Source organism: Paraburkholderia sp. BR14312 (assembly GCF_040948675.1).
GTDB classification, from domain to species: domain Bacteria; phylum Pseudomonadota; class Gammaproteobacteria; order Burkholderiales; family Burkholderiaceae; genus Paraburkholderia; species Paraburkholderia nodosa_A.
This window is the reverse complement of sequence record NZ_JBFPKI010000004.1, coordinates 536,210-561,785: the sequence shown is the minus strand read 5'-3', so window position 1 is coordinate 561,785 and position 25,576 is coordinate 536,210. Positions and strand designations below refer to the sequence as shown.

At 66.3% G+C, this 25,576-nt stretch carries 30 protein-coding genes and 1 pseudogene; 20 read left to right on the top strand and 11 right to left on the bottom strand.

Annotated elements, in window-relative coordinates:
• Positions 1-21 precede the first annotated feature (21 nt).
• The 10 genes from mltG to AB3X98_RS14585 all read left to right on the top strand — a co-directional run bounded on the left by mltG (position 22) and on the right by AB3X98_RS14585 (position 10,354).
• Complete coding sequence (gene mltG, locus AB3X98_RS14630) at positions 22-1,032, top strand: endolytic transglycosylase MltG (RefSeq protein WP_069268075.1); 1,011 nt, start codon at positions 22-24, stop codon at positions 1,030-1,032.
• A complete protein-coding gene (tmk, locus tag AB3X98_RS14625) occupies positions 1,033-1,653 on the top strand; it encodes a dTMP kinase (protein WP_069268074.1) in 621 nt (206 codons plus the stop codon).
• A gap of 87 nt (positions 1,654-1,740) precedes the next feature.
• Positions 1,741-2,784 (top strand): DNA polymerase III subunit delta', encoded by a 1,044-nt coding sequence (locus AB3X98_RS14620; protein ID WP_368606475.1) that lies wholly within the window; start codon positions 1,741-1,743, stop codon positions 2,782-2,784.
• A gap of 51 nt (positions 2,785-2,835) precedes the next feature.
• Positions 2,836-3,621 (top strand): TatD family hydrolase, encoded by a 786-nt coding sequence (locus AB3X98_RS14615; RefSeq protein WP_342945738.1) that lies wholly within the window; start codon positions 2,836-2,838, stop codon positions 3,619-3,621.
• 67 nt (positions 3,622-3,688) lie between these two features.
• A complete protein-coding gene (locus AB3X98_RS14610; protein WP_368606474.1) occupies positions 3,689-4,414 on the top strand; it encodes an ankyrin repeat domain-containing protein in 726 nt (241 codons plus the stop codon).
• An 84-nt stretch (positions 4,415-4,498) separates the two neighbouring features.
• Complete coding sequence (locus AB3X98_RS14605) at positions 4,499-4,861, top strand: Rap1a/Tai family immunity protein (RefSeq protein WP_069268070.1); 363 nt, start codon at positions 4,499-4,501, stop codon at positions 4,859-4,861.
• A gap of 205 nt (positions 4,862-5,066) precedes the next feature.
• Entirely contained in the window at positions 5,067-6,377 is a 1,311-nt protein-coding gene (locus tag AB3X98_RS14600) for a mechanosensitive ion channel family protein (RefSeq protein WP_368606473.1), read from the top strand.
• 42 nt (positions 6,378-6,419) lie between these two features.
• Entirely contained in the window at positions 6,420-7,826 is a 1,407-nt protein-coding gene (gene otsA, locus AB3X98_RS14595; RefSeq protein ID WP_368606472.1) for an alpha,alpha-trehalose-phosphate synthase (UDP-forming), read from the top strand.
• A gap of 103 nt (positions 7,827-7,929) precedes the next feature.
• Positions 7,930-9,096 (top strand): AAA family ATPase, encoded by a 1,167-nt coding sequence (locus AB3X98_RS14590; protein WP_368606471.1) that lies wholly within the window; start codon positions 7,930-7,932, stop codon positions 9,094-9,096.
• Positions 9,097-9,286: 190 nt separating this feature from the next.
• Positions 9,287-10,354, top strand: coding sequence for a glycosyltransferase family 4 protein (locus AB3X98_RS14585; RefSeq protein ID WP_069268067.1), 1,068 nt, complete (start codon positions 9,287-9,289; stop codon positions 10,352-10,354).
• 22 nt (positions 10,355-10,376) lie between these two features.
• On the opposite strand, the gene AB3X98_RS14580 is transcribed toward AB3X98_RS14585, so the two are convergent.
• From AB3X98_RS14580 to AB3X98_RS14570, 3 genes are all read right to left on the bottom strand, one after another.
• Positions 10,377-10,964: a YSC84-related protein gene (locus AB3X98_RS14580; RefSeq protein WP_069268066.1), complete on the bottom strand. Its 588-nt coding sequence runs from the start codon at positions 10,962-10,964 to the stop codon at positions 10,377-10,379.
• Between the two features lie 128 nt (positions 10,965-11,092).
• Positions 11,093-11,536, bottom strand: coding sequence for a hypothetical protein (locus tag AB3X98_RS14575; protein WP_069268065.1), 444 nt, complete (start codon positions 11,534-11,536; stop codon positions 11,093-11,095).
• Positions 11,537-11,847: 311 nt separating this feature from the next.
• Complete coding sequence (locus tag AB3X98_RS14570; RefSeq protein WP_342945740.1) at positions 11,848-12,168, bottom strand: PsiF family protein; 321 nt, start codon at positions 12,166-12,168, stop codon at positions 11,848-11,850.
• 204 nt (positions 12,169-12,372) lie between these two features.
• Between AB3X98_RS14570 and AB3X98_RS14565 the strand changes: the two genes are divergently transcribed.
• On the top strand, positions 12,373-12,669 hold the full coding sequence (locus AB3X98_RS14565; RefSeq protein WP_368606470.1) for a YciI-like protein: 297 nt from the start codon (positions 12,373-12,375) through the stop codon (positions 12,667-12,669).
• Positions 12,670-12,703: 34 nt separating this feature from the next.
• Here AB3X98_RS14565 and AB3X98_RS14560 read toward each other — a convergent pair whose 3' ends face one another.
• Positions 12,704-13,375, bottom strand: coding sequence for a phosphoribosyltransferase (locus tag AB3X98_RS14560; RefSeq protein WP_368606469.1), 672 nt, complete (start codon positions 13,373-13,375; stop codon positions 12,704-12,706).
• Positions 13,376-13,643: 268 nt separating this feature from the next.
• On the opposite strand from AB3X98_RS14560, the gene AB3X98_RS14555 reads away from it, so the two are divergent.
• The gene (locus tag AB3X98_RS14555) at positions 13,644-13,865 is read left to right on the top strand and encodes a hypothetical protein (protein ID WP_069268061.1); all 222 of its coding nucleotides are present in this window, start codon (positions 13,644-13,646) and stop codon (positions 13,863-13,865) included.
• Between the two features lie 15 nt (positions 13,866-13,880).
• Here the strand turns inward: AB3X98_RS14555 and AB3X98_RS14550 are convergent, their stop codons facing one another.
• On the bottom strand, positions 13,881-14,738 hold the full coding sequence (locus AB3X98_RS14550; protein ID WP_069268060.1) for a LysR substrate-binding domain-containing protein: 858 nt from the start codon (positions 14,736-14,738) through the stop codon (positions 13,881-13,883).
• Between the two features lie 138 nt (positions 14,739-14,876).
• Between AB3X98_RS14550 and AB3X98_RS14545 the strand changes: the two genes are divergently transcribed.
• The 3 genes from AB3X98_RS14545 to AB3X98_RS14535 all read left to right on the top strand — a co-directional run bounded on the left by AB3X98_RS14545 (position 14,877) and on the right by AB3X98_RS14535 (position 17,321).
• Positions 14,877-16,037, top strand: a complete 1,161-nt coding sequence (locus AB3X98_RS14545) for a 2-aminoethylphosphonate--pyruvate transaminase (RefSeq protein WP_368606468.1) — start codon at positions 14,877-14,879, stop codon at positions 16,035-16,037.
• Positions 16,038-16,091: 54 nt separating this feature from the next.
• Positions 16,092-16,895 (top strand): phosphonoacetaldehyde hydrolase, encoded by an 804-nt coding sequence (gene phnX, locus AB3X98_RS14540; protein ID WP_368606467.1) that lies wholly within the window; start codon positions 16,092-16,094, stop codon positions 16,893-16,895.
• A 108-nt stretch (positions 16,896-17,003) separates the two neighbouring features.
• Entirely contained in the window at positions 17,004-17,321 is a 318-nt protein-coding gene (locus AB3X98_RS14535) for a YnfA family protein (protein WP_368606466.1), read from the top strand.
• Between the two features lie 12 nt (positions 17,322-17,333).
• On the opposite strand, the pseudogene AB3X98_RS14530 reads toward AB3X98_RS14535, so the two are convergent.
• Both AB3X98_RS14530 and AB3X98_RS14525 read right to left on the bottom strand, forming a co-directional pair.
• Positions 17,334-17,471 (bottom strand): annotated as a pseudogene (locus tag AB3X98_RS14530) (thioesterase family protein); the annotation flags it as partial.
• 88 nt (positions 17,472-17,559) lie between these two features.
• Positions 17,560-17,736, bottom strand: coding sequence for a hypothetical protein (locus AB3X98_RS14525; protein WP_368606465.1), 177 nt, complete (start codon positions 17,734-17,736; stop codon positions 17,560-17,562).
• A gap of 242 nt (positions 17,737-17,978) precedes the next feature.
• Here AB3X98_RS14525 and AB3X98_RS14520 point away from each other — a divergent pair, with 242 nt between their 5' ends.
• The 5 genes from AB3X98_RS14520 to AB3X98_RS14500 all read left to right on the top strand — a co-directional run bounded on the left by AB3X98_RS14520 (position 17,979) and on the right by AB3X98_RS14500 (position 20,705).
• Complete coding sequence (locus tag AB3X98_RS14520) at positions 17,979-18,311, top strand: hypothetical protein (RefSeq protein ID WP_368606464.1); 333 nt, start codon at positions 17,979-17,981, stop codon at positions 18,309-18,311.
• Between the two features lie 4 nt (positions 18,312-18,315).
• Positions 18,316-18,888 carry a cupin gene (locus AB3X98_RS14515; protein ID WP_368606463.1) on the top strand — a complete coding sequence of 191 codons (573 nt, stop codon included), beginning with the start codon at positions 18,316-18,318 and terminating at the stop codon, positions 18,886-18,888.
• 70 nt (positions 18,889-18,958) lie between these two features.
• Positions 18,959-19,402, top strand: a complete 444-nt coding sequence (locus tag AB3X98_RS14510; protein WP_256094983.1) for a PRC-barrel domain-containing protein — start codon at positions 18,959-18,961, stop codon at positions 19,400-19,402.
• Positions 19,403-19,539: 137 nt separating this feature from the next.
• Positions 19,540-20,361, top strand: coding sequence for a polyphosphate kinase 2 (ppk2, locus tag AB3X98_RS14505; RefSeq protein ID WP_342945749.1), 822 nt, complete (start codon positions 19,540-19,542; stop codon positions 20,359-20,361).
• 89 nt (positions 20,362-20,450) lie between these two features.
• Entirely contained in the window at positions 20,451-20,705 is a 255-nt protein-coding gene (locus tag AB3X98_RS14500) for an RNA-binding protein (RefSeq protein ID WP_254313976.1), read from the top strand.
• A gap of 113 nt (positions 20,706-20,818) precedes the next feature.
• Here the strand turns inward: AB3X98_RS14500 and arcC are convergent, their stop codons facing one another.
• The 4 genes from arcC to arcD all read right to left on the bottom strand — a co-directional run bounded on the left by arcC (position 20,819) and on the right by arcD (position 25,565).
• Positions 20,819-21,748, bottom strand: coding sequence for a carbamate kinase (arcC, locus tag AB3X98_RS14495; RefSeq protein ID WP_069268050.1), 930 nt, complete (start codon positions 21,746-21,748; stop codon positions 20,819-20,821).
• Between the two features lie 106 nt (positions 21,749-21,854).
• On the bottom strand, positions 21,855-22,865 hold the full coding sequence (locus AB3X98_RS14490; RefSeq protein WP_342945751.1) for an ornithine carbamoyltransferase: 1,011 nt from the start codon (positions 22,863-22,865) through the stop codon (positions 21,855-21,857).
• A 59-nt stretch (positions 22,866-22,924) separates the two neighbouring features.
• A complete protein-coding gene (gene arcA, locus AB3X98_RS14485) occupies positions 22,925-24,181 on the bottom strand; it encodes an arginine deiminase (RefSeq protein ID WP_069268126.1) in 1,257 nt (418 codons plus the stop codon).
• A gap of 16 nt (positions 24,182-24,197) precedes the next feature.
• A complete protein-coding gene (arcD, locus tag AB3X98_RS14480) occupies positions 24,198-25,565 on the bottom strand; it encodes an arginine-ornithine antiporter (RefSeq protein WP_069268125.1) in 1,368 nt (455 codons plus the stop codon).
• Positions 25,566-25,576: the final 11 nt, after the last annotated feature.

The window sequence follows — 25,576 nt, the reverse complement described above, 5'->3', positions numbered from 1 at the left end:
GTCCCCCTGAGTCGTGTTTCCATGTCCCTTCTGAAGAAATGCCTTGTTGCCGGCGCCGCGCTAGTCGTGATTGGCGCCGCCGCGGCAGGCGGCGTGTGGCGCTGGGCCACCACGCCGCTCGAACTGGCCGCCCCACAGCTCGACGTCACCATCAAGCCGCACAGCACCGTGCGCAGTGTCACGCTGCAATTGCGGCGCGGCGGCGTGCCCGTGCAGACGCAACTTTTCGTGCTCATGACGCGCGTGCTCGGTTTGCAGAGCCAGCTCAAATCGGGCAACTACGAATTCAAGGCGGGCATCACGCCCTATGAGGTGCTGCAGAAAATGGCGCTCGGCGACGTGAACGAGTCCGTCGCCACCATCATCGAGGGCTGGACCTTCAAGCATATGCGCGCCGAACTCGACGCGAACCCCGCACTGCGCCACGACACGGCCGGCATGAGCGACGCCGAGCTGCTCGCCGCGATCGGCGCGCCGCCGGCGCCGAACGGCAGCGGCGAGGGGTTGTTTTTCCCCGACACCTATCTGTTCGACAAGGGCTCGAGCGATCTCGATGTCTATCGACGCGCGTATCACCTGATGCAGACGCGTCTGAACGAAGCATGGACCGCGCGCGCCCCCGGCTTGCCGCTCAAGTCGCCCTACGAGGCGCTGACGCTCGCGTCGCTCGTCGAAAAGGAGACGGGCCGCGCCGCCGACCGCGCGCTCGTGGCGGCCGTGTTTTCGAACCGCCTGAAAGTGGGCATGCCGCTGCAGACCGATCCGGCCGTGATCTACGGTCTGGGCGACAACTACGCGGGGCATTTGCGCAAGCGCGATCTGCAGTCGGACACTCTTTACAATACCTACCTGCGCCTTGGGTTGCCGCCAACGCCCATTGCGCTGCCCGGCGTCGCGGCGATCCAGGCGGCGCTCAATCCGGCATCGACGGCTGCGCTGTACTTCGTGGCGCGCGGCGACGGCAGCAGCGTCTTTTCTGACAATCTTGTCGACCACAACAAGGCCGTCGACAAATACATCCGGGGAAATTAAATGGCGCGGGGCCGATTCATCACGTTCGAGGGCATCGACGGCGCGGGCAAGACCACGCATCTCGCCTGGTTTTGCGATCAACTCGCCCAGAAACTCGCGCCGACGGGCCGTACGGTCGTCATGACGCGCGAACCCGGCGGCACGCCGCTGGGCGAGTCGATCCGGGAACTCGTGCTGCATCAGCCGATGGACCTCGAAACCGAGGCGCTCCTGATGTTCGCGGCGCGCCGCGAGCACCTCGCCAAGGTAATCGAGCCCGCGCTCGCGCGTGGCGACTGGGTCCTGTCCGACCGTTTCAGCGACGCCACCTTCGCCTACCAGGGCGGCGGCCGCGGGCTGCCGCGCGACAAGCTCGAAACGCTGGAGCGCTGGGTGCAGGGCGGTTTCCAGCCGGACCTGACGGTGCTGTTCGATCTGCCGCCCGATACGGCGAGCGAGCGGCGCGGCGCGGCGCGCGAACCCGATCGCTTCGAAAGCGAGTCCGATGCCTTCTTCAAGCGCACGCGCACCGAATACCTGCGCCGCGCGGAAGAGGCGCCGTATCGTTTTGCGATCGTCGATTCGTCGCAGGGCATCGACGCGATTCGCAAAAAACTCGAGCAAGTGATCGCAGCGCTTTGATTTCAAGGCGATATTTGGCGCTCTTATAGGGCTGCGCGATCCTCATGTGAATTCTGCAGAAGAACGCTTAACCGATTGATTCCGAAGATGATCTATCCTTGGCAAACCGACGACTGGCAACGCCTGCAGCAACTGCGCAGCCACTGGCCGCATGCGCTCCTGCTGCATGGCCAGGCGGGCATCGGCAAGCTCCAGTTCGCGCAGCATCTCGCGAAGGGGCTGCTCTGCGAAGCGCCGCAGGCCAATGGCGAGCCGTGCGGCGCCTGTGCGGCCTGCAACTGGTTCGTCCAAGGCAATCATCCGGATTACCGCATCGTCGTGCCCGAGGCATTGGCGGGCGAAATCGGCCAGGCCGGCGACGACGAGGCCAAAGCCGAAAAGGCCGACAAGGCCGACGGCGAAGAGGGCAAGAAGGGCCGCGCGCCGAGCAAGGAAATCCGCATCGAGCAGGTGCGGGCGCTCCTCGACTTCACGAGCGTGGGCTCGCATCGCGGCGGCCTGCGCGTGGTCGTCCTGTATCCGGCCGAGGCGCTCAACGTCGCCGCCGCGAACGCGCTGCTGAAGACGCTCGAAGAGCCGCCCGCGGGCGTGGTGTTCCTCGTGGTCTCGGCGCGCATCGACCGCCTGCTGCCGACCATCATCAGCCGCTGCCGCCAGTGGCCCATGGGCACGCCCGCGCCCGCAGCCGCTGCGGCCTGGCTCGCGCAGCAGGGCGTGGACGACGCGCCGGCGCTGCTCGCCGAAGCCGGCGGCGCGCCCCTCGCGGCGCTCGCGCTCGCGCACGACGAAAACCGCACGCTGCGCGACTGGACCCTGGCCCAGCTCGCGGCGGGCCCCGCCTGCGACGCCTTTGCGTGCGGCGAGACGCTGCAGAAGCTGCCGGTGCCGCTCGTGCTCGGCTGGCTGCAGCGCTGGGTCTACGACCTGCTCGCCGAACGCACAGCGGGGCGCCCGCGCTACTTTCCGCAGGCCGCCGGCGGCCTCGCGCGCTGCGCCGCGAAGCTCGACGCCGCGGCGCTGGCGCGCTACCTGAAGACGGTCACGCGCCAGCGCGCCGTGGAAAACCATCCGCTGAATGCGCGCCTCGTGTTCGAGGAACTCTTTCTCGGCTATCGTGAACTGTTCGCCTGACGGGCGCTGACGTACCCGATCAGACCCGAATCTTCCATCGCAGGACCATCCATGTTTGTCGATTCGCATTGCCACATCAACTTCGAGGGCCTCGGCGACCGCCTCCCGCAGGTGCTCGAGAACATGCGCGCGAACGCCGTCACGCACGCGCTGTGCGTGTCGGTGGACCTCGAGACGCTGCCTTCGGTGCTCGACATCGCGAGCCGTTACGAGAACGTCTACGCGTCGGTCGGTGTGCATCCCGACCACGAGCACATGCGCGAGCCGACCGTGGCCGAGCTGGTCGAACTGGCTGCGCACCCGAAAGTGGTGGCGATCGGTGAAACGGGGCTCGATTACTATCGCCTGGGCGAGCGCACGATCGCCGACATGGAATGGCAGCGCGAGCGCTTTCGCACGCACATTCGCGCGGCGCACGCCACGGGCAAGCCGCTCATCGTCCATACGCGAGCCGCTTCGGACGACACCCTGCGCATCATGGAAGAAGAGCGCGCGGGCGAACCGGGCGGCGTGATGCATTGCTTCACGGAGCCGTGGGCGATTGCCGAGCGCGCACTCGCGCAGAATTTTTACATCTCGCTTTCGGGCATCGTGACGTTCAAGAGCGCGACCGATGTGCAGGAAGTGTCGCGCCGCGTGCCGATCGAGCGTCTTTTGATCGAAACCGATTCGCCGTACCTCGCGCCGGTGCCATTTCGTGGCAAACCCAATGAACCTGCGTACGTGAGCCATGTCGGAAGATTCATTGCGCAGCAACGCGGATTGCCGGACGCCGAACTTGGCGCTGTCACCACGCAGAACTTTTTCCGGCTCTTCAAGATCCAGCCGCAGGCCTGAATCGCGAACCGCGTGCTGTCAATGATTTTAAATATCAACGAGATAGCAGATAACGTTAAGGCTTGACATGAACTCGAAACCGCTTCCGCACGCCGCCAACCCTGTCCGCCGTACTGCCGCCGCGCTCGTGCTCGGCGTCGCCGCCATCCTGTTCGGCGCCGCGGCGCATGCCGCTCCGATCGACTCGCTCATCAAGAGCGTCAAGTTCGACGACGACAAGGGCGTGCAAAAGGCGCTCGCTCAAGGCATGGACCCGAATGCCACCGACGACCAGGGCATGCCGCTCCTCGTGCTGGCCGCGCGCGAGAAGTCCGACAAGGTCGGTGCCGTGCTGCTCGACAACCCGAAGACGAATATCGCCGCTGAAGACCGCGCAGGCGAAAACGCGCTGATGCTCGCCGCGCTCAATGGCGACGTGGACTTCGTGAAGCTCCTCATTACCAAGGGTGCCGAGGTCAACAAGAAGGGCTGGACGCCGCTGCACTACGCCGCCGCGAACGGCAACGACGACGTCGCGAAGCTCCTGATCGGCTATTCGGCCGACGTCAACGCGCTGTCGCCCAACGGCACGACGCCGCTCATGATGGCCGCACGCGGCGACCATCTCACGACGCTCCAGATGCTGCTCGAGCACGGCGCGACGCTTGGCGCGAAGAACCAGATCGGCATGACGGCGCTCGATTTCGCGCGCCAGTACAAGGCGCCGGATGCGATCAAGGACCTCACGGCGCGCATGACGCAGGCTGGCCTCTCCACGGCGAGCCCGGCAGCGCCGCAAAACAGTGCAAAATAATGGGGCTAAGACGGCCGCACTGCACCAACGCGGCCGCCCGGCGGCGCTCGATGCGCCGCTCCCCATGACAACTCAAGGAGAACCATGCTGCGGGTTCTGATCTGTGCGGGCGCGATGGCGTTGCCGCTCTCCGCTTTCGCATTCACGGCAAGCGACCTCAACCGGCTTTGCACGAAGACCGACGTGGCTTCGCGCAGTGCATGCGCTGCCTATATCGAAGGTGCCGCGGACGGCATCTTCAACACCATCGACGCCATCGGCGGCACTACCGGGCCGCGCGTGGGTCAATACTTCTGCCTGCCGCCCGATGCGCGCTCGGCGCAACTCACCGATGCGGTGCGCAAGTACATCGCCGACAACCCGAACGTGGCCGGCTACAACGCCAGTACTGCCATTTCGCTCGGGCTGGGCAAGGCGTTTCCCTGCAAGACCGGCAGCGGCAGTTGAAGCCGGCCGGTTCGAGTCGTAACCCGTAGTCCGTAGTTAGATATAGCTGCAAACACGGCGCGGCACCGACCGCCGCCGCGCCGTTCATCATCGAGGCCGCAGCGGGGCCAGCGTTCACCCTCGCCGAGGCCGTCCGCGGGCCTGCGCCCGTGCCGTTTCCAAGAGTCGCCCTTTGCTCAGGATGCTCAGGAGGAACTGGCCGCAGATGCCGACACTCGACGATCTCTCCCATTTCACCGACGCGCCGCTGCACGACTGGCTCGGCACGTTGCTCGTGAGCGCGCTCGCGCTCGTTTTCGCGTTCGCCCTGCACTGGGTCGGCGGCCGCGTCTTGCTGCGCATCGCGCGCCCGTATCCGCGGGTCAGCGTGTTCCTGCGCTATATCCGCAAACCGGCGCTCGCCGTGCTCGCGATCCTCGCGATCGAATTCGTCTGGTGGCAGGCGCCCGACACGCTCCGGCACATCAGCGGCCTGCGCGAGCTGTGCGCGTTCGCGCTGATCGCCGCGATCACCTGGCTTTCGGTGCGCTGCGCGGCGGCGATCGGCGAGGCCATCATCGCCGCCCATCCGCTCGACATCGCCGACAACCTCCAGGCCCGCCGCATCCACACCCAGGCCCGCGTGCTCGCGCGTACGGTGATGGTGCTGATCATCATCGTGGGCGTGGGCGCGGCGCTCATGACCTTCCCGAACGTGAGGCAGATCGGCGCGAGCCTGCTGGCTTCGGCCGGGGTTGCCGGTCTCGTCGCCGGTATCGCGGCACGCCCCGTGCTAGGGAATCTGATTGCCGGTTTGCAGATCGCGCTCTCGCAGCCGATCCGGCTCGACGACGTGGTCGTGATCCAGGGCGAGTGGGGGCGCATCGAGGAAATTACCGGCACCTATGTTTCGGTGCGGATCTGGGACCAGCGGCGGCTCATCGTGCCGCTGCAATGGTTCATCGAGAATCCGTTCGCGAACTGGACGCGCAGCAGCTCGCAGATCATCGGCACGGTGTTTCTGTGGCTCGACTACCGCATGCCGCTCGCGCCGCTGCGCGAGGCGCTCGCGCGCATCGTCGACGGTGCGCCCGAATGGGACCGCCGTGTGCAGGTTTTACAGGTCACCGACGCCAACGAGCGCGCGATGCAGGTGCGCGTGCTGGTGAGTTCGCGCGACTCCGGCCTGAACTTCGATTTGCGCTGCCGCGTGCGCGAAGGGCTGCTCGATTTCGTCAACGAGCACTATCCGCAGTTCCTGCCGCGTGCGCGCGCTGAAGTTTCGGCGGAGCTCGAAAGCAGCACCGGGGAACTGCCGTCCTTCGTGCGCCGCCCCGCGCGGCAGGCGGCGGCGAGCACGGCGGCCCATACGGAGGCGGATCCCGTGACGGGCACGCGCGTGCCGGGAGACGGCGAGGAGCTGGAGACGCACCGCCCGGCGCGGCCGGCATCCGAAGCGGCTAAGGGGGCCGAGGCAGCGCAAGCCACCGACGCCCGCGAGCCGGCGACCGAAAGCCGCCGCGATAATGGTGGATAACCGCTGTCAGCGGTCGAGAGGGAAAGGAGGAGGAACAGCAAGATGGGCAGACTGATAGTCGTCTCGAACCGCGTGGCGACGCCGACGGAGACCAAGGGCTCGGCAGGCGGCCTCGCGGTCGGCGTATTCGGCGCGCTGAAGGACGCGGGCGGCGTGTGGTTCGGCTGGAGCGGCGACGTGGTGAGCGAGACGGTGGCGAACGCGGGGCCGACGCTCGTCGAAGAAGGCCACGTCACCTTTGCGACCGTCGGCCTCACGCGCAAGGACTACGATCAGTACTACCGCGGATTCTCGAACGCCACGCTCTGGCCGGTGTTCCACTACCGCAACGACCTCGCGCGCTACGAGCGCGACGAATACGCGGGCTATCGCCGCGTGAACGCGTGGCTCGCGCACAAGCTCATGAAGCTGATCCACCCGGACGACAACATCTGGGTGCACGACTACCACCTGATTCCGTTCGCCGAGGCGCTGCGCTCGGAAGGCGTGCGCAACCGCATCGGCTTCTTCCTGCATATTCCGTTTCCATCGCCGCAGGTGCTGCAGACCATTCCGCCGCACGACGAACTCGTCAGGTCGCTGTGCTGTTACGACCTGCTGGGCTTCCAGACGCAGAACGACCAGCAGGCATTCCACGACTACATCGCGCGCGAGGCGCGCGGCAAGGTTCGCGAGCGCGCAGAGAATCCGGAGCACGGCGAGGTCGAGGCGTATGGCCGCAAGCTGCGCACGGGGGTCTACCGCATCGGCGTGTTTCCGGACGAGATCGCCGAGCAGGCCGCGCGCTACGAAAGCCGCCAGCACCTGCTCGACCTCAAGCAGAGTCTGGAAGGGCGCAAGCTCATCATGAGCGTGGACCGGCTCGACTATTCGAAGGGGCTCGTCGAGCGTTTCCATGCGTTCGAGCAGTTGCTGGAAACGTCGCCCGAATGGCGCGGCAAGGTCACGCTCGTGCAGATCGCGCCGCCCACACGCTCGGATGTCGCGAGCTACAAGGTGATACGCGAGGAACTGGAGCGGGAAGCCGGGCGCATCAACGGCCGCTACTCTGGCCTCGATTACACGCCGATCCGCTATCTGAGCCAGCAGTACGACCGCTGGAAGCTGATGTCGCTCTTTCGCGAGTCGCAGATCGGCTATGTGACGCCGCTGCACGACGGCATGAATCTCGTCGCCAAGGAATACGTGGCCGCGCAGAATCCCGGCGATCCGGGCGTGCTCGTGCTGTCGATCTTCGCAGGCGCGGCGGCCGAACTCACGGGCGCATTGCTCGTGAATCCTCATGATGCGACCGGTATGTCGGAAGCGCTGGAACGCGCGCTCTCGATGCCGCTCGAAGAGCGCCAGGCGCGCTACCAGACCAACATGGAGGCGCTCAGACGCAACGACCTCGGCGTGTGGCGAGACACCTTTCTGCGCGACCTCGCGGCGGTGCCCCAGCCGCGCTGAACGATACGGGGCACAGCCGGTTCGCGCGCCGGCACGATTGCGTATGATGCGTGGCTGATCCACGCATCCGCAGTGCGACTGCCACGCCACCCCGCGCACCTTCATGCTGACTACGCTCGCCATCGCCAACTACCGCTCGCTGCGCGAGCTCATCGTGCCGCTCGGTGCGCTCAACGTCGTGACCGGTCCGAACGGCAGTGGCAAGTCGAATCTCTATCGCGCGTTGCGTCTGCTCGCGCTCACCGCCCGCGGCGGCGTGATCCCGTCGCTGGCGCGCGAGGGCGGCCTGCAATCCACGCTGTGGGCGGGCCCCGAGCGCTTCTCGCGCGCCGTCACCGCTGGGGAATACGCGGTGCAGGGCACGGTGCGCAAGGATGCGGTGAGCCTGCGCCTGGGCTTCGCGGGCGACGCCTTCGGTTACGCGATCGATCTGGGATTGCCGCTGCCTTCGTCCACTTCGCAGTTTTCGCTCGACCCGGTGATCAAGCGCGAATGCATCTGGAGCGGGCCGATCCTGCGGCCCTCGGCGTTGCTCGTGGATCGCCAGGGGCCGATGATCCGCATCCGCGACGCCGCGGGCGAATGGACGACGCTCGCGCAGCCCGTGGCGAGCTTCGACAGCATGATGACCGAGTACGCCGACCCGCGCAGCGCACCCGAAATGATCGCCGTGCGCGAGCAGATTCGCTCGTGGCGTTTCTACGACCACTTCCGCACCGACGAGCACGCGAGCGCGCGCCAGGTGCAGATCGGCACGCATTCGCCGGTGCTCGCCGACGACGGCGCCAACCTCGCCGCCGCGCTGCAGACGATCCGCGAGATCGGCGACGGCGAGGCGCTCGATACCGCCATCGGCGACGCCTTTCCGGGCGCGCGCGTCGAAGTCGTGAATCACGAAGGGCGCTTCGAGGTAGCGCTGCGCCAGGAGGGGCTATTGCGGTCGCTGCGTGGCGCGGAGCTCTCGGACGGCACCTTGCGCTATCTGCTGCTCGCGGCGGCGCTGCTGAGCCCGCGGCCGCCGGGCCTGCTGGTGCTCGACGAGCCCGAGACGAGCCTGCATCCGGACCTGCTGCCGTCGCTCGCGCGGCTCATCGCGCGGGCGTCGCGGCACTCGCAGGTCATCGTCGTCTCGCACGCGGCGCGGCTCGTGGCGGCGCTGGAGCGCGAGGCCGGCAGCCAGTCGGTCGTGCTCGAACGGCGCCTCGGCGCAACCGGGTTCGCCGACCCCGACACGCTCGACGTGCCGGCCTGGAAATGGCCCGCCAGATAGGCCGGTAGGGCAAACGCAGGGGTTGTTTCGGCTTGTAACACCGTATAGAAATTGAAAGACTGGCGGCGCGCGAGCCCGGCTTGCCGAATAATGGGATAACTGCTGCGTCGCCGATGGCCGCCCGGACCTGGCTTAGAATGACCGGCACCGCAAGAACGGGCAACGCGGCCCCGTTTCCTGGAGACACACGATGAGAATTGCGCAGATCGCCCCGCTGACCGAATCGGTCCCGCCGAAGCTCTATGGCGGCACCGAGCGCGCCGTGTCGTATATCACTGAAGCGCTGGTCGAACTCGGGCACGACGTCACGCTGTTCGCGAGCGGCGATTCGCTCACGAGCGCGAAGCTCGAGCCCGTGTGGCCACGAGCGCTGCGGCTCGACCCCGGCATCCGCGACCGTATCGCACCGCACATGCTCCTCATGGAAATGGTGCGCCGCCAGGCCGACCAGTTCGACGTGTTGCATTTCCATATGGACTACTACTCGTTTTCGGTGTTCAAGCGCCAGGAAACGCCGTTCGTGACGACGCTGCACGGCCGTCTCGACCTGCCCGAGCAGCAGCCGGTCTTCGATACGTTCAACACCGCGCCCGTCATCTCGATCTCCAATGCACAGCGCCAGCCGATGCCGCAAGCGCGCTGGCTGCGCACGGTTTACCACGGCCTGCCCGAGACGCTCTACACGCCGCAGCCTGTGGAGCAACGCTATCTTGCATTTCTCGGCCGTATTTCGCCGGAAAAACGCGTCGACACGGCGATACGCATTGCCGGGCGCTGCGGGCTGCTCATCCGGATCGCCGCGAAGGTCGACGAAGCCGACCGCGAGTATTTCGAGCGCGACATCAAGCCGTTGTTAGCGCTGCCGCACGTCGAGTACGTGGGCGAGATCAACGACAGCCAGAAGGCCGAATTCCTCTCCGGCGCCCATGCGCTGCTGTTCCCGATCGACTGGCCGGAGCCGTTTGGCCTCGTGATGATCGAGGCGATGGCGTGCGGCACGCCCGTGATCGCGTTCAATCGCGGCGCCGTACCGGAGGTGGTGGAAGAGGGCGTGACGGGCTTTATCGTCGAGGACGAGATCGGCGCCGTGGCGGCGGTGAACCGCATCGCGCGCGTTCCGCGCGCCGGCGTGCGGCGCCGCTTCGAAGAGCGTTTCACCTCGCACCGCATGGCGCAGGAGTACGTGCAGGCGTACGAGGCGGTGATTCGCGCGAACAAGCGTTCGCGCTTCAAGGTGATCGATACGTCCGCGAGCTGAGCGCACGGACGTCCGCGGGCGCCTAGAGCTCGAGTTTCGTGATCTTCGTGCCGCCGAGCGAGAGGTCGCCGATCAGCCCGCTGTTGGTGAGCACGAAGACCTGCACGGGCTGGGTGGCCGTGGTGGTGTCGATCGAGCCGTTCGCGCCGACCTTCACGAGCGCGACCGACGCGTCGCCGCCTGCTGACCAGCCGCTCGAATTGCGGAATTTCGCCAGCGCGTCTTCCGTCATGAAGAGATAGATGACGGACTTCGACTGCACGCCGAGCGTTGCGCCAACCGACGCCGACGACGTGCTGTAAAAGCCAACCGTGCTGCCCCCCACGCGCAGCGCGCCGTCGCCGTGTTCGCCGCCGACGCCGATGCCCGCCTGGATCACGCGCGGGAACACCAGAATGCCGCGAGCTTTGCCGACCAGTTCGCGCGAGCCCGGCACCGTCTGATAGAGGCGCGACAGGGTGGCGTCGACGTCGGAGTTGATCGAGTCGGCGCGCGACGCATTGGTCGCGGGGCTGGGGGCCTGGCTGCCGGTGGTGGTGCAGCCCGAGAGTGTCGCGACGCCGACGGCGATTGCGACAGAAGCCTTCAAAAGCATGCGAGATGCGTTCATCTTGTTCTCCGTTCTAGTTGCCGGGCGCCGCGATGTCACGGCGTCCCGTCGTTATACCCGAACGTCCCGACCCGCTCTTTGAGGCTGCGCAGCACACGCGCTGTGCGCTGGGGCATGCACGAAACGCGCTAGCGCTCCGGCACGGGCTTGGCCGTGGGCCGACGCAAGGCGCGCTTCACGCCGCCGATGAGCACGCCGATCGCGAGCAGCACCGCAGCGGGCACGACCCAGTAGCCGACGAACGCGTGCCACAGGTAGCCCGCAAGCGTCGTGCGCCGCACGGCGTACTCGTCGCGCGCTTCCTGCTGGCGCTGTGCGTTCGCCGCGAGCACCGCGGCGGGGCAGCCGGCTGCACGCGCGGTTTCGGGCGTGCCGTGGCAGCGCAGCGGGGCGCCGGCGTCGCGCTCGGCGTCGGTGAAGGTCCAGGAGGTCAGCGCGCGCTGCAGATCCGCGCGGTTATACGCCATCTCGTCCTGAACCTCGCGCACCGCGACGATCATCACCGGCACGAGCCAGAAGGTGATCACCATGAGCCAGCGGCGAAACCAGCGGTTCTTGTGTCTCCATGCCATCTGCGCCTCCGTTCGATGCCATTGGCATCAACGTCAACGCGGCAGCCCGATGGCTAATGTGTGATTTCGCGGGGAGGGGCCGCCGCTGCAGCCATCATAGGAGAAAAACGGCACGTCCGAATGCGGGTCATGACGCAAATCCGCGCAAACCTGCACGATTTCGCATCCGTCGACGATGATTCGCACAACCGAAGACACGGGCGCTGCAACGCACAAAAACAGCGCATAAAAAAACGCGCCGCAGCAAAGGCTGCGGCGCGCGGATCCTGCGAGTGCAGACGGGTGCGGGAGCGCTCCCGAACCCGCTTCGCTCAGCTCTTCGTCGAGAGGCAGGTCTTCATGAATGCCTTGCGGTCGTCGCCCTTCTTGTCGCCGGCCTGGGCGTTGCACGCCTTCATGCGCTCTTGCTGGGTCATCGTCGGAGCCGGAGCGCCGGCAGTCGAAAGGCACTGCTTCATGAATGCCTTGCGGTCGTCGCCTTTCTTGTCGCCGGCCTGGGCGTTGCATGCCTTCATCTTGTTCTGCTGGCTGTTCGCCGCCGGCGCGGAAGCGGGTGCGGCGGTCTGTGCGAACGCCGGCGCGGCCAGCACGCCGCCCAGCACGATTGCAGCAATGACGGATTGCATCTTCATCGTTCACTCCCTTGACTTTGGACGTTCTCAGTTGACGTGCGGCCAGCCGTAAAGGCCGGTGCGCCTCGCGCGCGCCGCCATTATGGCAAAGCTGCCATTAAAACGACGTAGCGATGTGTTCGGTTGACGCGCGCGCTGCTGCACAATGTTCGCTATCGGCCGTCGACCCAGTCCGGCGTGGCCGCAACGACACGGAGAACGCGCATGCATTACCTCTTGATGTACGAACTCGCAGACGACTACCTCGAACGCCGCCCCGAACACCGCAGCGCGCATCTGAAGCTGGCATGGGCGGCTGTCGAACGCGGCGAGTTGCTCCTGGCGGGTGCGGTTGCCGATCCCGTCGACAACGCGCTGCTGCTTTTCCAGGGTGACAGTCAGGCCGCGGCCGAAGCGTTCGCGCGCGCCGACCCGTACGTGCTTTCGGGGCTCGTGAAGCATTGGCGCGTGCGGCCCTGGCAAACGGTGGTGGGCGAAGCGGCGTCGAATCCGGTGAAATAAGGCGCGCGTGCAGCGGCGGCGCAACCGGCGCGGCTTAGCTCTGCGCGTCGCCGCGCGCGTCGTTCGCCGCAGCTTGAGCCAACAACTCGCGCACGGTGTCGTCGCTGACCTGATCGAAGTCGAGATAGAACTGGCCGACGCTGTAGAACGCCTCGGGCATGCGCGCACAGACGAATTCGTCCACCGTCCTGCCGAGCCGGTCCCACGAGCCCGAGGGCGCGACCGGCAGCGCTGCGACGATGCGCGCGGGGCCAAGCGTGGCGAGCGCGAGCGCCGCTGCCTTCAGCGACGCGCCCGTGGCCATGCCGTCGTCGACGATGACCGCCACACGGCCCGCCACCGCAAGCGGAGCACGCTCGCCGCGATAGCGCGCCTCGCGCCGTCCCAGCTCGATGCGTGCGAGCGCCATGGCGCTCTGCAACTGGGCCTCGCTCACGCCGGCGCTGCGTACGAGCGCACTGTCCACGTACTGCGCGCCGTTCGACGACAGCGCGCCCATGGCGAGTTCCGGCTGCCAGGGCAGGCCGAGCTTGCACACGGGCAAGACATCGAGCGGCACCTGCAGCGCCTTCGCGACTTCATAGGCTACGGGCACGCCGCCGCGCGGGAGCGCGAGCACGATGACGTCGCGTCTGCCCGCGTAGGCCGAGAGCGGGCCGGCGAGCGAACGGCCCGCCTCGCGGCGATCGGTAAAGGGGCGTTCCATGAAGAGGTCCTCCCATCTCGTTGCTGGCAAACTGGCCAAGGGCCGCGCAACGATGCGTTCAGTTTGCCACTCGCGGCCACACGCTGCTGGTAAAAAGGGCACCTCGCCGGCTTCCACGATGCGGCGCGCAATGCGAGCGGTCGTGCATGCCACTGCCCGCGCGATCCATTGCGGGGCGGCGCTCATTTGCATACGCGGATTTCTCGTTTGGCGCGGGCGTGCCGCCTCGCTACGATGAAGTCGATCCCGCCACCGACGAGGTCTTGCCATGTCCGAATCCGCCTCCTTCAAGCCGCGCGTCGTCGAACCGGTCGTGCCCGATGCTCCCGACGGCCTCGGGCTCGCCGTCGAGCTGTGGCTCGCGCGCCCGGTCGACGGCATCGCGGGCCGGGCGCTGCGGATTCACCTGCGCCACGGCGCGCGCATGGAGCAGGCCGAAACGCTGCGCGATCTGCTCCATGCCGTCGGCACCGCTATCGTAGTGTCCTGACGGCCCTCCCGCCGCTCAATCGAGCGGAATGGCAAAGAGCGCGTCGAGCAGATTCGACGAGGTCGTGTCGGCGAGGCGCGTAAGCGATTCGACCATGCGCACCTGGCAGTCCACGAGTGGCAGCATGCGAATGCGCCGCGACTCGCCAAATTCCGCATGCGCGATCACACCCACGCCCACGCCCTGCGCAATGGCCGTTTGCAAGGCCTCGCGGCCATCCACGTAGAGCACGGGCTGGACCTGCAGTCCTTTGCGCACGAGTTCGGCTTCGAGCAACTGCTGCGTGACCGAATGCGTTTCGCGAAACACCATGGGCTCGCGCACGAGTTCCTCGTACGTCATGCGGCGCTTTTTCGCGGCGGGGCTTTCGGCGGGCACGACCGCGACCAGCGGTTCCTCGCGCAGCACGCGGGCCTGCAGCCGGCTGTGAACCTGACGCGCGGCCGTGATCGCGGCGTCGGCTTCGCTCGCGAGGACGCGGCGCATGCATTCCGTCGCGTTCGCGATCGATAGCTTGATCACCACCCCCGGATAGCGCCGCCTGAACGCGCCGATCAGCTTGATGGCGAGGTCGGGCGCGTCGGCGGCGAGGGCGAGTTCGCCCGATTCGAGCGCGCCTGCCGCTTCGAGAAGCCGCCGCGCGTCGCGCTCACACCCCACCATCTGACGCGTCACCGCGAAGAGTCGTCGCCCGAGTTCGGTGAGTTCCACACCGCGAGGGCCGCGTTCGAAGAGTTTGACCCCGAAATCTTGTTCGAGCCGCCGCACATGGTCCGATACGGCCGGCTGCGTGAGCGAGAGCGCCTGCGCGGCGCGTGAGAACCCGCCGTGTTCGGCGACCGCGTGGAAAGCTCGCAATTGCGCGTATTGCATGTCGAAGCACTCCGGCGACAGGAGAAAAACTGGGGATAAGTTCAACTTATATCGACATCGATTATATCGATTTTACCGATGGACGGCGCTGCGCTAACGTGTCGGGATCGACTGTCCCCGACGCCCACTGGAGCCCGCATGACCACCCCCGCCGAGCCGTATCTCCTGACCCCCGGACCGCTTACGACCGCAGCCTCGACCAAGGCTGCGATGCAGCGCGACTGGGGCTCGTGGGACGCCGACTTCCGAGCCATGACCGCGCAATTGCGCGCCGCGCTGCTGCAGATCGCGGGCGACGAGCAGGGTGAATACGACTGCGTGCCGTTGCAGGGCAGCGGCAGTTATTGCGTCGAGGCGATGCTCGGCAGTTTCGTGCCGCGCAATGGCCACGCGCTCGTGCTCGCCAACGGCGCGTATGGCAAGCGCATCGCCACGACGCTGCGCTACCTGGGTCGCGAGCACACCGTGCACGACACCGGCGACTACCTGCCGCCGCGCGCCAAAGACGTCGAACAGCTGCTGATCGCGAACCCGGCCATCACGCATGTCGTCGTCGTGCACTGCGAGACCAGCTCGGGCATTCTGAACCCGATCGAGGAGATCGCGGCCGTGACGGCCCGCCAGGGGCGGCGCCTCCTGGTCGACTCGATGAGCGCGTTCGGCGCGGTGCCGCTCGACGTGCGCACGCTGCCTTGCGACGCGTTCGTCTCCTCGGCCAACAAGTGCATCGAGGGCGTGCCGGGCTTCGGGTTCGTGATCGCAAAGAAGGAAGTCCTGAACAACGCAAAGGGCGTGAGCCACTCGCTCGCGCTCGATATCTACGACCAGTGGGACGTCATGAACCGCACCGGCCAGTGGCGCTTCACGCCGCCCACGCACGCGGTGGCCGCGTTCATCGAGGCGTTGCGTCTGCACGCGCTCGAAGGTGGTCAGCCGGGGCGCCTTGCACGCTATGCGCGCAATCGCGACGTGCTCGTCGAGGGCATGCGCGGGCTCGGTTTCGAGCCGCTGCTGACCGAAGCCTGGCGCTCGCCCATCATCGTCACGTTCTTTTCGCCGGCCGATCCCGCATTCGACTTCGCGCGCTTCTACGAACTGATGAAGGCGCAGGGTTTCATCATCTATCCGGGCAAGCTGACGAGCGTGGAGAGCTTTCGCGTCGGCTGCATCGGCGCACTCGACGAGACCGTCATGCGCCGCGTCGTGGCCGCGTGCGGCGAAGCGCTGCGCACGCTCGGCGTGGCAAGCGCTGCGCCCGCGCCGGTCGACCTCGGCGCACGCGAAGCGCTCGCCGCGTAATCCGCACAGATCGTCAAGACTCCACATCATCGATTTCTTAGCAGGACGCATGCAATGAAACACGTCAAGGCAGTAATTTTCGACTGGGCGGGCACCGTGGTCGACTACGGTTCGCGCGCGCCGATGGGCGCATTCGTCGAGACCTTCGAGCAGTTCGGCGTGCCGATCACGATCGACGAGGCGCGCGGGCCGATGGGCATGGCCAAGCGTCCGCACATCGCGGCGCTGATGGCGCTGCCACGCGTCGCGGCGGCGTGGGAAGCGCACTACGGCCACGCGCCTGGCGAAGCCGATATCGACGCCGTGTACGACGTCTTCGTGCCAAAGAACGTCGCCGTGGCCGCGCAGTACAGCGACGTGATTCCGGGTGTAGCGGCCGTGACCGCCGCGCTGCGTGCCGACGGCGTACGCATCGGCTCGACCACGGGCTACACGCGCGAAATCATCGACCAGATCGTGCCGGGCGCGAAGGCTCAGGGTTTCGATCCGGACAGCATCGTTTGCACGGGCGACACGCCCGAAGGCCGGCCGTCGCCATACATGATCTACCGCACGCTGCCGCAGCTCGGCGTGTGGCTCGCGCGCGACGCGATCAAGGTGGACGACACCGAAGTCGGCATCGAGGAGGGCATCAACGGCGGGACGTGGGCGGTGGGTGTCGCGGTGAGCGGCAACGCGTTCGGCCTGACCGAGGAAGAAGTTCGCGCGATCGCGCCCGAAGAATTCACGCGCCGCCGCGCCGCGGCCGCGGAACGCCTGCGTGCGGCGGGCGCGCACTACGTGATCGACAGCGTCGCCGATCTGCTGCCCGTGGTGAACGAGATCGAAGCGCGGCTGGCCCGCGGCGAGCGGCCCTGAGGCGACCCGAAGGGAAACTGAGGGGAACGGAGCGGTACGTTGCGAAGAACGCGCAGGCGGCCTCGCCGCCTGCGTTACCATGGGCGCCCCAGCCACTAGCCGCCGCCCATGAAGACGTTTGCGCTTTTCGTCGTGACCGCGCTCGCCGAGATCATCGGCTGCTATCTGCCTTATCGCTGGCTGCGCGAAGGCGCGAGTGGGTGGCTCCTCGTGCCCGCCGCTGCCTCGCTCGCGCTCTTCGCGTGGCTGCTCACGCTCCATCCCACGGCCGCCGGGCGCACCTATGCGGCCTACGGCGGCGTCTATGTCTGCGTGGCGATTCTCTGGCTCTGGGCCGTCCAGGCGATCAGGCCGAGCCCCTGGGACTGGGCCGGCATCGGCTTCACGCTAGCCGGCATGGCGCTCATCATGTTCCAGCCGCGCTGAGCGAATCCAGGCTCAGCCGCGCGTATTGACTTGCGGAAACTTGTCGCGGAAGGCCTGCGGCATCGGCACGACCTTTTTCGCTTCGTAGTCGAAGAACACGAAGCCCGATTTCGCCATGGCGATGAGCGCGCCATCGGCCGGCCGCGTGATGGACGAATGGCCCGAGGTGAAGGCCGCCCCGTCGCGCCGCTTGCGAGCCACCGGCTGAGCGCTGCCGCGCCATGGCGGCGCAAGCGCGCTAGCGCAGGCGCTCGGGTGGCGCTTCAGGCGGCGGATCGCCTTCCGGTACGGGCGGCGGCTCGCTGTCCGGTACCGGAGGAGGTGGCGGACGATGCGGATCGTCGGGCTCCTCGGTCGGCAGATGAGACTCGGGGCCGCGGCCAACACGAGCGGCGGGCAGGAAATTCGAACGCATAAACCTCTCCGGGATACACGAAGCGTACGCCAGATGGGGCGTCGCAGCCCCTCGGCCTCGCCTTCGCGCGAATCGATTTGCCCGGCTCGGCGCAAACGCCGTGCCCCGCAGGTCGCCGGGGCCTGCCGGGGCCGGTACGCGGGTTGCTGCTTATCATGCCGGGACCGGCGCAGTCAGCTCGCTTCGACGGTGCAGGGTCCTGGCATCCGGGCTCGCAACGTACTGAAGGAGGACCGATCACCATGCACACCCCACCGACGAAGGTTTTCGTGCCCGGCGCGCTCGCGCTGGCACTCGTCCTGGAAGGAGCAGCGGCGGGCGCGGCGCTCGCGCAGGACAACACCGGCGCGGATCGGCCGACCACGGCGCCCGCCACCGAGTCGAGCGGGGCGAAGGCCAACGGCGTGTACCCGGCGCCGACCCAGGGCGTCGAGAAGGGCGTGCCCGCCAGCAAGGGCGCACAGGCGACGCGAACGACACATTCCTCGAAACACAAACCGCATCACGCAAAAAAGCCGGCAAACGGCGCGGCGGGCGCGTCGGCCGCCGCGGGCGGCAGCGCTGCGAGGGAGTAAGACGATGCATGAAGATCGCGCCTTTCATTTTCCGCGCAAACTGCGCGAAAGCCGTCCGGCCCAACGCGAAAGCGGCGTCGAAACTTTCGTCCTCGCCGCGCACGGCTGGGTGCCGAACAACGCCCGGCTTCCCGTCATCGTCTATCGGCGCGCGCTGGCGCCAGGCGCCCATGACCTTGCACGGGCATTCAACGAACGCTTCGAGGCGAACGGCTGGCCGGTACAATGGCTCGACGGCGTATTCGACTATCACCATTTCCATTCCACGGCGCACGAGGTGCTGGGCGTGTTCGCCGGCACCGCCGAGCTGATTCTCGGCGGCCCGGGCGGGCGCGTGCTGCGCGTGCATGCCGGCGACGCGCTGCTGCTGCCGGCCGGCACCGGTCATTGCCTGCTGTCGCTCGCCGGCGGCTTTCGCGTAGCGGGCGGCTATCCGCGCGGGCAGCAGTGGGACATCCGCCGCGACGCGCTGACGTCGGCGGAGTTGCGCGCCATGCAGGCGCTGCCGTATCCCGCAAGCGATCCCATTTGCGGCGAACGGGGGCCATTGATCGAGCATTGGCTCGCGCAGGCGTGAGCGCGCCAGGCACAGCGCTTGCCTTCAGGCGGTATTCGCCGTGCATTCGCACAAGGGATAGGGGGATACCATGACGACACAATCGAATCGCCCGCTGAATATGCGAGACCTGGCTTGTCGCCGCGCTTGTGCGCTCGTCGTCTCGTTCGGGTGCACGTTCGGCTGTGCGCTGGGCGTACCGTCTGCCGCGCTCGCGCAGGGCGCACCGCAATCGATCGCCGTGCAGCGCATGGCGACGGTGCAGTCTGGCACCGGATTTCGCGCCTCGAAGCTCGTGGGCTCAGACGTCTACGACAATAGCGGCAGCAAGATCGGCGCGATCGACGACATCGTGCTCGAGTCGCCTAACCAGGGCGCCTTCGCGATTCTCTCCGTGGGCGGCTTCCTCGGTCTGGGCAAGCATCTCGTGGCCGTGCCGTTCAACGACCTGCGCATCGACAGCAAACAGATCGTGCTGCAGGCCGACAAGGACCAGCTGAAGGCCATGCCCGAGTTCAACTACGCGCACGAATGACGCGCTCTTAGGTGAGCGTGATTGCCGGAGGTCAAGACGGCCTGGGCCTGAGTCCAAAGTCCTATTGCGCGCCCCTCGTTCACCCACCATAGTGGATGGATGCCTCGTGTGAGGCGTCTGAAGCGGGGAGCGATTCAATGGCGAAGAAAGAGGAAGTCAAGGCGGCGAGCGCAGCCGCGCCGGCAGAAAAACTCAGCGAAAAGGCCTATCAAAAGGAACTCGGGCGCCTGCATGGCGAACTCGTTCGCTTGCAGGAGTGGGTGGTCCAGAAGCGCCTCAGGGTATGCATCCTGTTCGAAGGCCGCGACGGCGCAGGCAAGGGCGGCACGATCAAGGCGCTCACCGATCGGGTCAGCCCGCGCGTATTTCGCGTATTCGCGCTGCCCGCGCCCACGGAGCGCGAGAAGTCGCAGATGTACTTCCAGCGCTACCTGCCGCTGCTGCCCGCCGCGGGCGAAATCGTGGTGTTCGACCGGAGCTGGTACAACCGTGCGGGCGTCGAGCGCGTGATGGGCTTTTGCACGCCGGAACAGGCGACGGAATTCCTGCGCGGCGTGCCGCTCATCGAACGCGCCATCATCGACTCGGGCACGATCCTCATCAAGTTCTGGCTCGAAGTGAGCCAGCAAGAGCAGACCCGGCGCCTCGAAGGGCGCATCAACGACCCGCGCAAGATCTGGAAGCTTTCGCCCATGGACCTGCTGTCGTATAGCCGCTGGTACGACTATTCACGCGCGCGCGACGAGATGTTCGACATGACGGATACGCCGGAATCCCCATGGTTCGTTGTCCGATCCGATGACAAGAAGCGCGCGCGTCTGAATGTCATCAGCCATATCCTGAACACCATTCCGTACAAGGCGCTGCCGCGCGAAAAGGTCACGCTGCCCGAGCGCCAGAAGGCACAAGGCTACCGCGACCCGGACTATCGTTACCGTTACGTGCAGGAGAAGTACTGAGCGGCATCGCGTCCGACCCGGCGCAGCTTGTCGTCGCGCCGGATCAAACCACACTATCATCACGATTGAACGCTCACGAGGGGTAGACCATGGCCGAGCTGCTGTTGGGTAATATCGACGAACACGTCACCGACGCCGAAATCAACGAGTTTCTGGAGCGCTACGGTTTCCCGCCGTACGACGCGATTCAGCGGATCGAGGGAGCGGGCCGTCCCGGCGCGCTGCTCACCTTCCACGCCGCGAGCGAGGAGGGGTTGCGCCGCTTGCAGGGACGCATTAACAACCTGTTCTGGCGCGAGCACACCATCAGCGCACAGGTCATGCCGCCCGCACGCGAGGAATAGGCGCACGCAACTACACAACAGGGCGCGCACCGCGGCTACGCCAGCTGCGGTGCGCGCCTTGCATTTTCAGGCACCGTTTCGAGGCGGCCGCCCGCGAACCGTAAAGGCCAGCATCAATAGAAGATCAAACCCGGCCGCTGCGTGCTCACGCGCGTACCCGCCTTGCCCTGGGTGATCGCCACGATATCGGCCAGCGCGCCGATCACCGCATCCTTGCCGGTGTTGCGCGCGAACTCCGCGGCCGCCATGACCTTCGGACCCATCGACCCGGCCGCGAAGCCCAGCTTCTCCAGTTCGTCGGGATGCGCGCTCGCAATCGCCTTTTGTGACGGCTGGCTCCAGTCGACGTACGTGGCGTTCACGTCGGTCGCGATGATGAGCATATCGGCCTCCAGCTCCTGCGCGAGCAGGGCGGAGCATAGATCCTTGTCGATCACCGCCTCCACGCCGCCCAGCTTGTGGCCTTCGCCGTAGAGCGTCGGAATGCCGCCGCCGCCCGCGCAAATCACGATCGTGCCGCGCTCCAGCAGCCATTTCACGGGGCGGATCTCGAAGATGTGCTTCGGCCGCGGGCTCGCCACGACACGGCGGAACTTGTCACCGTCCGGGGCGATGGCCCAGCCGCGCTCCGCGGCGAGCTTCTGCGCCTGCTCCTTCGTATAGACCGGGCCGATCGGCTTGCTCGGATGCTGGAACGCAGGATCGTTCGCGTCCACTTCGACCTGGGTGAGGATGGTCGCGAACGGCACCTCGTACGGCAGGAGATTGCCGAGTTCCTGCTCGATCATGTAGCCGATCATGCCCTCGGTCTGCGCGCCGAGCACGTCGAGCGGGTAGCCGGGCACGTCCTTGTAGGCCTCGCCCTGCAGCGCGAGCAGGCCGACCTGCGGCCCGTTGCCGTGGGCGATCACCAGTTCGTTGCCCTGCGCGATCTGCGCGATCTGGGTGGCCGCGAGGCGCACGTTCTCGCGCTGGTTCTCTGCCGTCATCGGCTCGCCGCGACGCAGCAGCGCGTTGCCGCCAAGCGCAATCACGATTCGCATGTCTGACTCCCAAGGTGATGCGTGTCGGTGAAGCGGGGCGCATGCACCGCGTTACCGGGTTTGCAACCCGGCCGCGCGGCGCACGCGCGCCGTCGAGCGGTACGGCTCAAATGTCGGCGAGCGTCGAAACGAGAATCGCCTTGATCGTGTGCATGCGGTTTTCCGCCTGCTCGAAGGCCAGATTCAGTGGCGATTCGAATACTTCCTCAGTGACCTCGACGCCGTTCTTCAACTCGGGATACGTGTCAGCGATCTGCTTGCCGACCTTGGTCTCGCTGTTGTGGAAGGCCGGCAGGCAATGCATGAAGCGCGTTTGTGCGCTACCGCTCGCCTTCATGAGCGCCATGTTCACCTGGTAGGGCAGCAGCACCTTGATACGTTCGCCCCAGGCTTCCATGGGCTCGCCCATCGAGACCCACACGTCGGTGTGCACGAAATCCACGCCCTTGACGGCTTCCTTGGGGTCTTCGGTGAGCAGCATGCGCGCGCCGCTTTCCTCGGCGAACTTCTTGCAGTCCGCCACGAGATCGTCGTGCGGCCAGAGCGACTTCGGCGCCGCGATGCGCACGTCCATGCCGAGCTTCGCGCCAATCAGCAGCAGCGAGTTGCCCATGTTGTTGCGGGCGTCGCCCAGATACGCGTAGCTGATCTGCGTGAGCGGCTTGTCCGAATGCTCGCGCATGGTGAGCACGTCGGCGAGCATCTGCGTGGGGTGGTATTCGTCGGTCAGACCGTTGAATACCGGCACGCCGGCGAACTTCGCGAGTTCCTCGACGATATCCTGTTTGAAGCCGCGATACTCGATCGCATCGTACATGCGGCCCAGCACGCGCGCCGTGTCCTTCATGCTTTCCTTGTGGCCGATCTGCGACGAGGTCGGATCGATATAGGTGACGTTCGCGCCCTGGTCGTAGGCCGCGACTTCGAACGCGCAGCGCGTGCGTGTTGAGGTCTTCTCGAAGATCAGCGCAATGTTGACGCCCTTGAGGTGCTGCTGCTCGGTCCCCGTGTATTTGGCGCGCTTGAGGTCGCGCGAGAGATCGAGCAGATAACGCAGCTCGCGGGTGCTGTGGTGCATGAGACTAAGCAGGCTGCGGTTGCGCAGGTTGAAAGCCATGTCGTTTCTCCGTTGCGAATGCAGTGGGAATGCAGAGGGAATGCGAATAGGGGCGGCGCTCAGAGATCGACGGCGTCGCGCACGATCGGGCAAGTCATGCAGTGGCCGCCGCCGCGCCCGCGGCCCAGTTCGCTCGCCGTGATCGTGATGACCTCCACGCCGGCCTTGCGCAGCAGCGTATTCGTATAGGTGTTGCGGTCGTAGCCAATCACGACGCCGGGCTCGACGCACACCACGTTGTTGCCGTCGTCCCATTGCTCGCGTTCGGCCGCGAACGCGTTGCCGCCGGTCTCGACGATGCGCAGACTCTTCAAGCCCAGCGCTTCTGCCACGACGTCCACGAAGGGCTTCTCCTCGCGGCGCAGGTCGAGCTTCGAGGGACTCTTGTCGTCGGGGCGAATCGAGAACGGCACGATCTCGTTGACCACCTCCGGGAAGATCGTCACGAGGTCGCGGTCGCAGAAGCTGAACACCGTGTCGAGGTGCATGGCCGCGCGCGACTTGGGCAGGCCCGCCACGACAATGCGCTCGGCGCCGCCCTTGGCGAAGATGTTCTGCGCGAGACGGCCGATCGCCTGGCGGCTCGTGCGCTCGCCCATGCCGATCAGCACGACGCCATTGCCGATCGGCATCACGTCGCCGCCTTCGAGCGTGGCCGCGCCATGGTCCTCGTCGGGGTCGCCGTACCACACCTGGAAGTCCTTGCCCGCGAACTCGGGGTGATAGCGGTAGATGGCCGTGGTGAGCAGCGTTTCCTGCCTGCGCGCCGGCCAGTACATCGGGTTGAGCGAGACGCCGCCGTAGATCCAGCAGGTCGTGTCGCGCGTGAAGGTGCTGTTGGGCAGCGGCGCGAGCACGAAGCTCGAATAGCCCAGATAGCGGCGAAATTCCTTGAGGATCTTGCTTTGTTCGGTATCCGGAATATCTTCGGCGACCACGCCGCCGATGAGGAATTCCGCGGTCTTGCGCGGCTCGAGCCCTTCGAGCCAGCTGCGCACCTCGCCGGCGAGCGACACGCCCACGGTCTCGGGGCGAACCTTGCGATCGAGGATGTATTTGAGCCCTTCGGGGTGTTGCACCGTTTCCGTGAGCAGATTGTGCATTTCGAGGACGTCTACGCCGCGCTCCCGCATTTTCGTGACGAAGTCGAAGTGGTCGCGCTTCGCCTGGCTGACCCAGATCACGTCGTCGTAGAGCAGCTCGTCGCAGTTGCTGGGGGTGAGGCGTTGATGCGCGAGACCCGGCGCGCACACCATGACCTTGCGCAGCTTGCCTGCCTCCGAATTGACGCCGAAGGCGACAGTGTCCGTACTCATCATGAGACTCCTCGAATCAAAGGGTGAGAAAGCCCTTGTACAGGCCGAAAGCCGCCAGCAATGCGCCAATCAGCACAGCGGCGAAAACGAACTTCTCGATGGTGGTGAATACGGGCTGGCCGACCTCGCGTTTTGCGCGTGCGAACAGGACGATGCCCGGCGCGTAGAGCAACGCGGAGAGCAGCACGTATTTGAGGCCGCCGGCGTAAATGAGCCAGACCGCGTAGATTACGGCGACGCCCGCGATGACGAGGTCCTTGTTGCGCTCGCCGCTGTCGGCCTCATACGTTTCGCCGCGCAGCGCGAGCAGGAATGCGTAGGCTGCCGACCAGAAGTAGGGCAGCAGGATCATCGAGGTCGCGAGATAGATGAGCGAGAGATACGTGCCCTTCGAAAACAGCGTGATGACGAGGAAGATCTGCACCATGCCGTTCGTGAGCCACAACGCGTTGGCCGGCACGTGCTTCGCGTTTTCCTTGCGCAGGAAGTTAGGCATCGTGTGGTCGCGCGCGGCCGAAAAGATGATTTCTGCGCACAGCAGCACCCACGAGAGCAGTGCGCCCGCAAGCGACACGACGAGGCCCACGCTGATCAGAATCGCGCCCCAGTGGCCGACCACGTTTTCGAGCACGCCGGCCATCGAAGGATTCTGCAGTGCCGCGAGTTTCGGTTGCGTGAGTACGCCGAGCGACAGCACGTTCACGAGCACGAGCAGGAGCAGCACGCCGACGAAACCGATGACCGTGGCCTTGCCGACATCGCTGCGCTTCTCCGCGCGCGCAGAGAAGATGCTCGCGCCTTCAATGCCGATGAACACCCACACGGTCACGAGCATCATGCCGCGGACCTGGTTCGTCACGCTGCCGAGCTTGGGATTCATTTGTCCCCAGAAGTCGGCCGTGAAGGTGCTGGAGCGGAACGCAAACACGCAGATGATGATGAAGAGGCACAGCGGCACCAGCTTCGCGACCGTGGTGATCTGGTTGACGATCGCGGCCTCCTTGATGCCCCGCAGCACGAGAAAGTGCAGCGCCCAGAGCAGCACCGAGGCGCAGACGATGGAGATCGGCGTGTTGCCCTCGCCGAACACCGGGAAGAAGTAGCCGAGCGTGCTGAACAGGAGAACGAAGTAGCCGACGTTGCCGAGCCACGCGCTGATCCAGTAGCCCCAGGCCGAGCCGAAGCCCATGTAGTCGCCGAAGCCGGCTTTCGCGAAGGCGTAGACCCCGCCGTCGAGTTCGGGTTTGCGGATGGCCAGCGACTGGAACACGAACGCGAGCATGAGCATGCCGACCGCGGTGATCGCCCAGCCGATCAGCACCGCGCCGGCGTCGGCGCTGGCCGCCATGTTTTGCGGCAGGGAAAAGATACCGCCGCCCACCATCGAGCCCACGA

Excerpts from the sequence above, each read along its gene's own strand:
- mltG (WP_069268075.1), top strand. The coding sequence starts at position 22 with ATGTCCCTTCTGAAGAAATGCCTTGTTGCCGGCGCCGCGCTAGTCGTG.
- tmk (WP_069268074.1), top strand. The coding sequence starts at position 1,033 with ATGGCGCGGGGCCGATTCATCACGTTCGAGGGCATCGACGGCGCGGGC.
- AB3X98_RS14620 (WP_368606475.1), top strand. The coding sequence starts at position 1,741 with ATGATCTATCCTTGGCAAACCGACGACTGGCAACGCCTGCAGCAACTG.
- AB3X98_RS14615 (WP_342945738.1), top strand. The coding sequence starts at position 2,836 with ATGTTTGTCGATTCGCATTGCCACATCAACTTCGAGGGCCTCGGCGAC.
- AB3X98_RS14610 (WP_368606474.1), top strand. The coding sequence starts at position 3,689 with ATGAACTCGAAACCGCTTCCGCACGCCGCCAACCCTGTCCGCCGTACT.
- AB3X98_RS14605 (WP_069268070.1), top strand. The coding sequence starts at position 4,499 with ATGCTGCGGGTTCTGATCTGTGCGGGCGCGATGGCGTTGCCGCTCTCC.
- AB3X98_RS14600 (WP_368606473.1), top strand. The coding sequence starts at position 5,067 with ATGCCGACACTCGACGATCTCTCCCATTTCACCGACGCGCCGCTGCAC.
- otsA (WP_368606472.1), top strand. The coding sequence starts at position 6,420 with ATGGGCAGACTGATAGTCGTCTCGAACCGCGTGGCGACGCCGACGGAG.
- AB3X98_RS14590 (WP_368606471.1), top strand. The coding sequence starts at position 7,930 with ATGCTGACTACGCTCGCCATCGCCAACTACCGCTCGCTGCGCGAGCTC.
- AB3X98_RS14585 (WP_069268067.1), top strand. The coding sequence starts at position 9,287 with ATGAGAATTGCGCAGATCGCCCCGCTGACCGAATCGGTCCCGCCGAAG.
- AB3X98_RS14580 (WP_069268066.1), bottom strand. The coding sequence starts at position 10,964 with ATGAACGCATCTCGCATGCTTTTGAAGGCTTCTGTCGCAATCGCCGTC.
- AB3X98_RS14575 (WP_069268065.1), bottom strand. The coding sequence starts at position 11,536 with ATGGCATGGAGACACAAGAACCGCTGGTTTCGCCGCTGGCTCATGGTG.
- AB3X98_RS14570 (WP_342945740.1), bottom strand. The coding sequence starts at position 12,168 with ATGAAGATGCAATCCGTCATTGCTGCAATCGTGCTGGGCGGCGTGCTG.
- AB3X98_RS14565 (WP_368606470.1), top strand. The coding sequence starts at position 12,373 with ATGCATTACCTCTTGATGTACGAACTCGCAGACGACTACCTCGAACGC.
- AB3X98_RS14560 (WP_368606469.1), bottom strand. The coding sequence starts at position 13,375 with ATGGAACGCCCCTTTACCGATCGCCGCGAGGCGGGCCGTTCGCTCGCC.
- AB3X98_RS14555 (WP_069268061.1), top strand. The coding sequence starts at position 13,644 with ATGTCCGAATCCGCCTCCTTCAAGCCGCGCGTCGTCGAACCGGTCGTG.
- AB3X98_RS14550 (WP_069268060.1), bottom strand. The coding sequence starts at position 14,738 with ATGCAATACGCGCAATTGCGAGCTTTCCACGCGGTCGCCGAACACGGC.
- AB3X98_RS14545 (WP_368606468.1), top strand. The coding sequence starts at position 14,877 with ATGACCACCCCCGCCGAGCCGTATCTCCTGACCCCCGGACCGCTTACG.
- phnX (WP_368606467.1), top strand. The coding sequence starts at position 16,092 with ATGAAACACGTCAAGGCAGTAATTTTCGACTGGGCGGGCACCGTGGTC.
- AB3X98_RS14535 (WP_368606466.1), top strand. The coding sequence starts at position 17,004 with ATGAAGACGTTTGCGCTTTTCGTCGTGACCGCGCTCGCCGAGATCATC.
- AB3X98_RS14525 (WP_368606465.1), bottom strand. The coding sequence starts at position 17,736 with ATGCGTTCGAATTTCCTGCCCGCCGCTCGTGTTGGCCGCGGCCCCGAG.
- AB3X98_RS14520 (WP_368606464.1), top strand. The coding sequence starts at position 17,979 with ATGCACACCCCACCGACGAAGGTTTTCGTGCCCGGCGCGCTCGCGCTG.
- AB3X98_RS14515 (WP_368606463.1), top strand. The coding sequence starts at position 18,316 with ATGCATGAAGATCGCGCCTTTCATTTTCCGCGCAAACTGCGCGAAAGC.
- AB3X98_RS14510 (WP_256094983.1), top strand. The coding sequence starts at position 18,959 with ATGACGACACAATCGAATCGCCCGCTGAATATGCGAGACCTGGCTTGT.
- ppk2 (WP_342945749.1), top strand. The coding sequence starts at position 19,540 with ATGGCGAAGAAAGAGGAAGTCAAGGCGGCGAGCGCAGCCGCGCCGGCA.
- AB3X98_RS14500 (WP_254313976.1), top strand. The coding sequence starts at position 20,451 with ATGGCCGAGCTGCTGTTGGGTAATATCGACGAACACGTCACCGACGCC.
- arcC (WP_069268050.1), bottom strand. The coding sequence starts at position 21,748 with ATGCGAATCGTGATTGCGCTTGGCGGCAACGCGCTGCTGCGTCGCGGC.
- AB3X98_RS14490 (WP_342945751.1), bottom strand. The coding sequence starts at position 22,865 with ATGGCTTTCAACCTGCGCAACCGCAGCCTGCTTAGTCTCATGCACCAC.
- arcA (WP_069268126.1), bottom strand. The coding sequence starts at position 24,181 with ATGAGTACGGACACTGTCGCCTTCGGCGTCAATTCGGAGGCAGGCAAG.
- arcD (WP_069268125.1), bottom strand. The coding sequence starts at position 25,565 with ATGGTGGGCGGCGGTATCTTTTCCCTGCCGCAAAACATGGCGGCCAGC.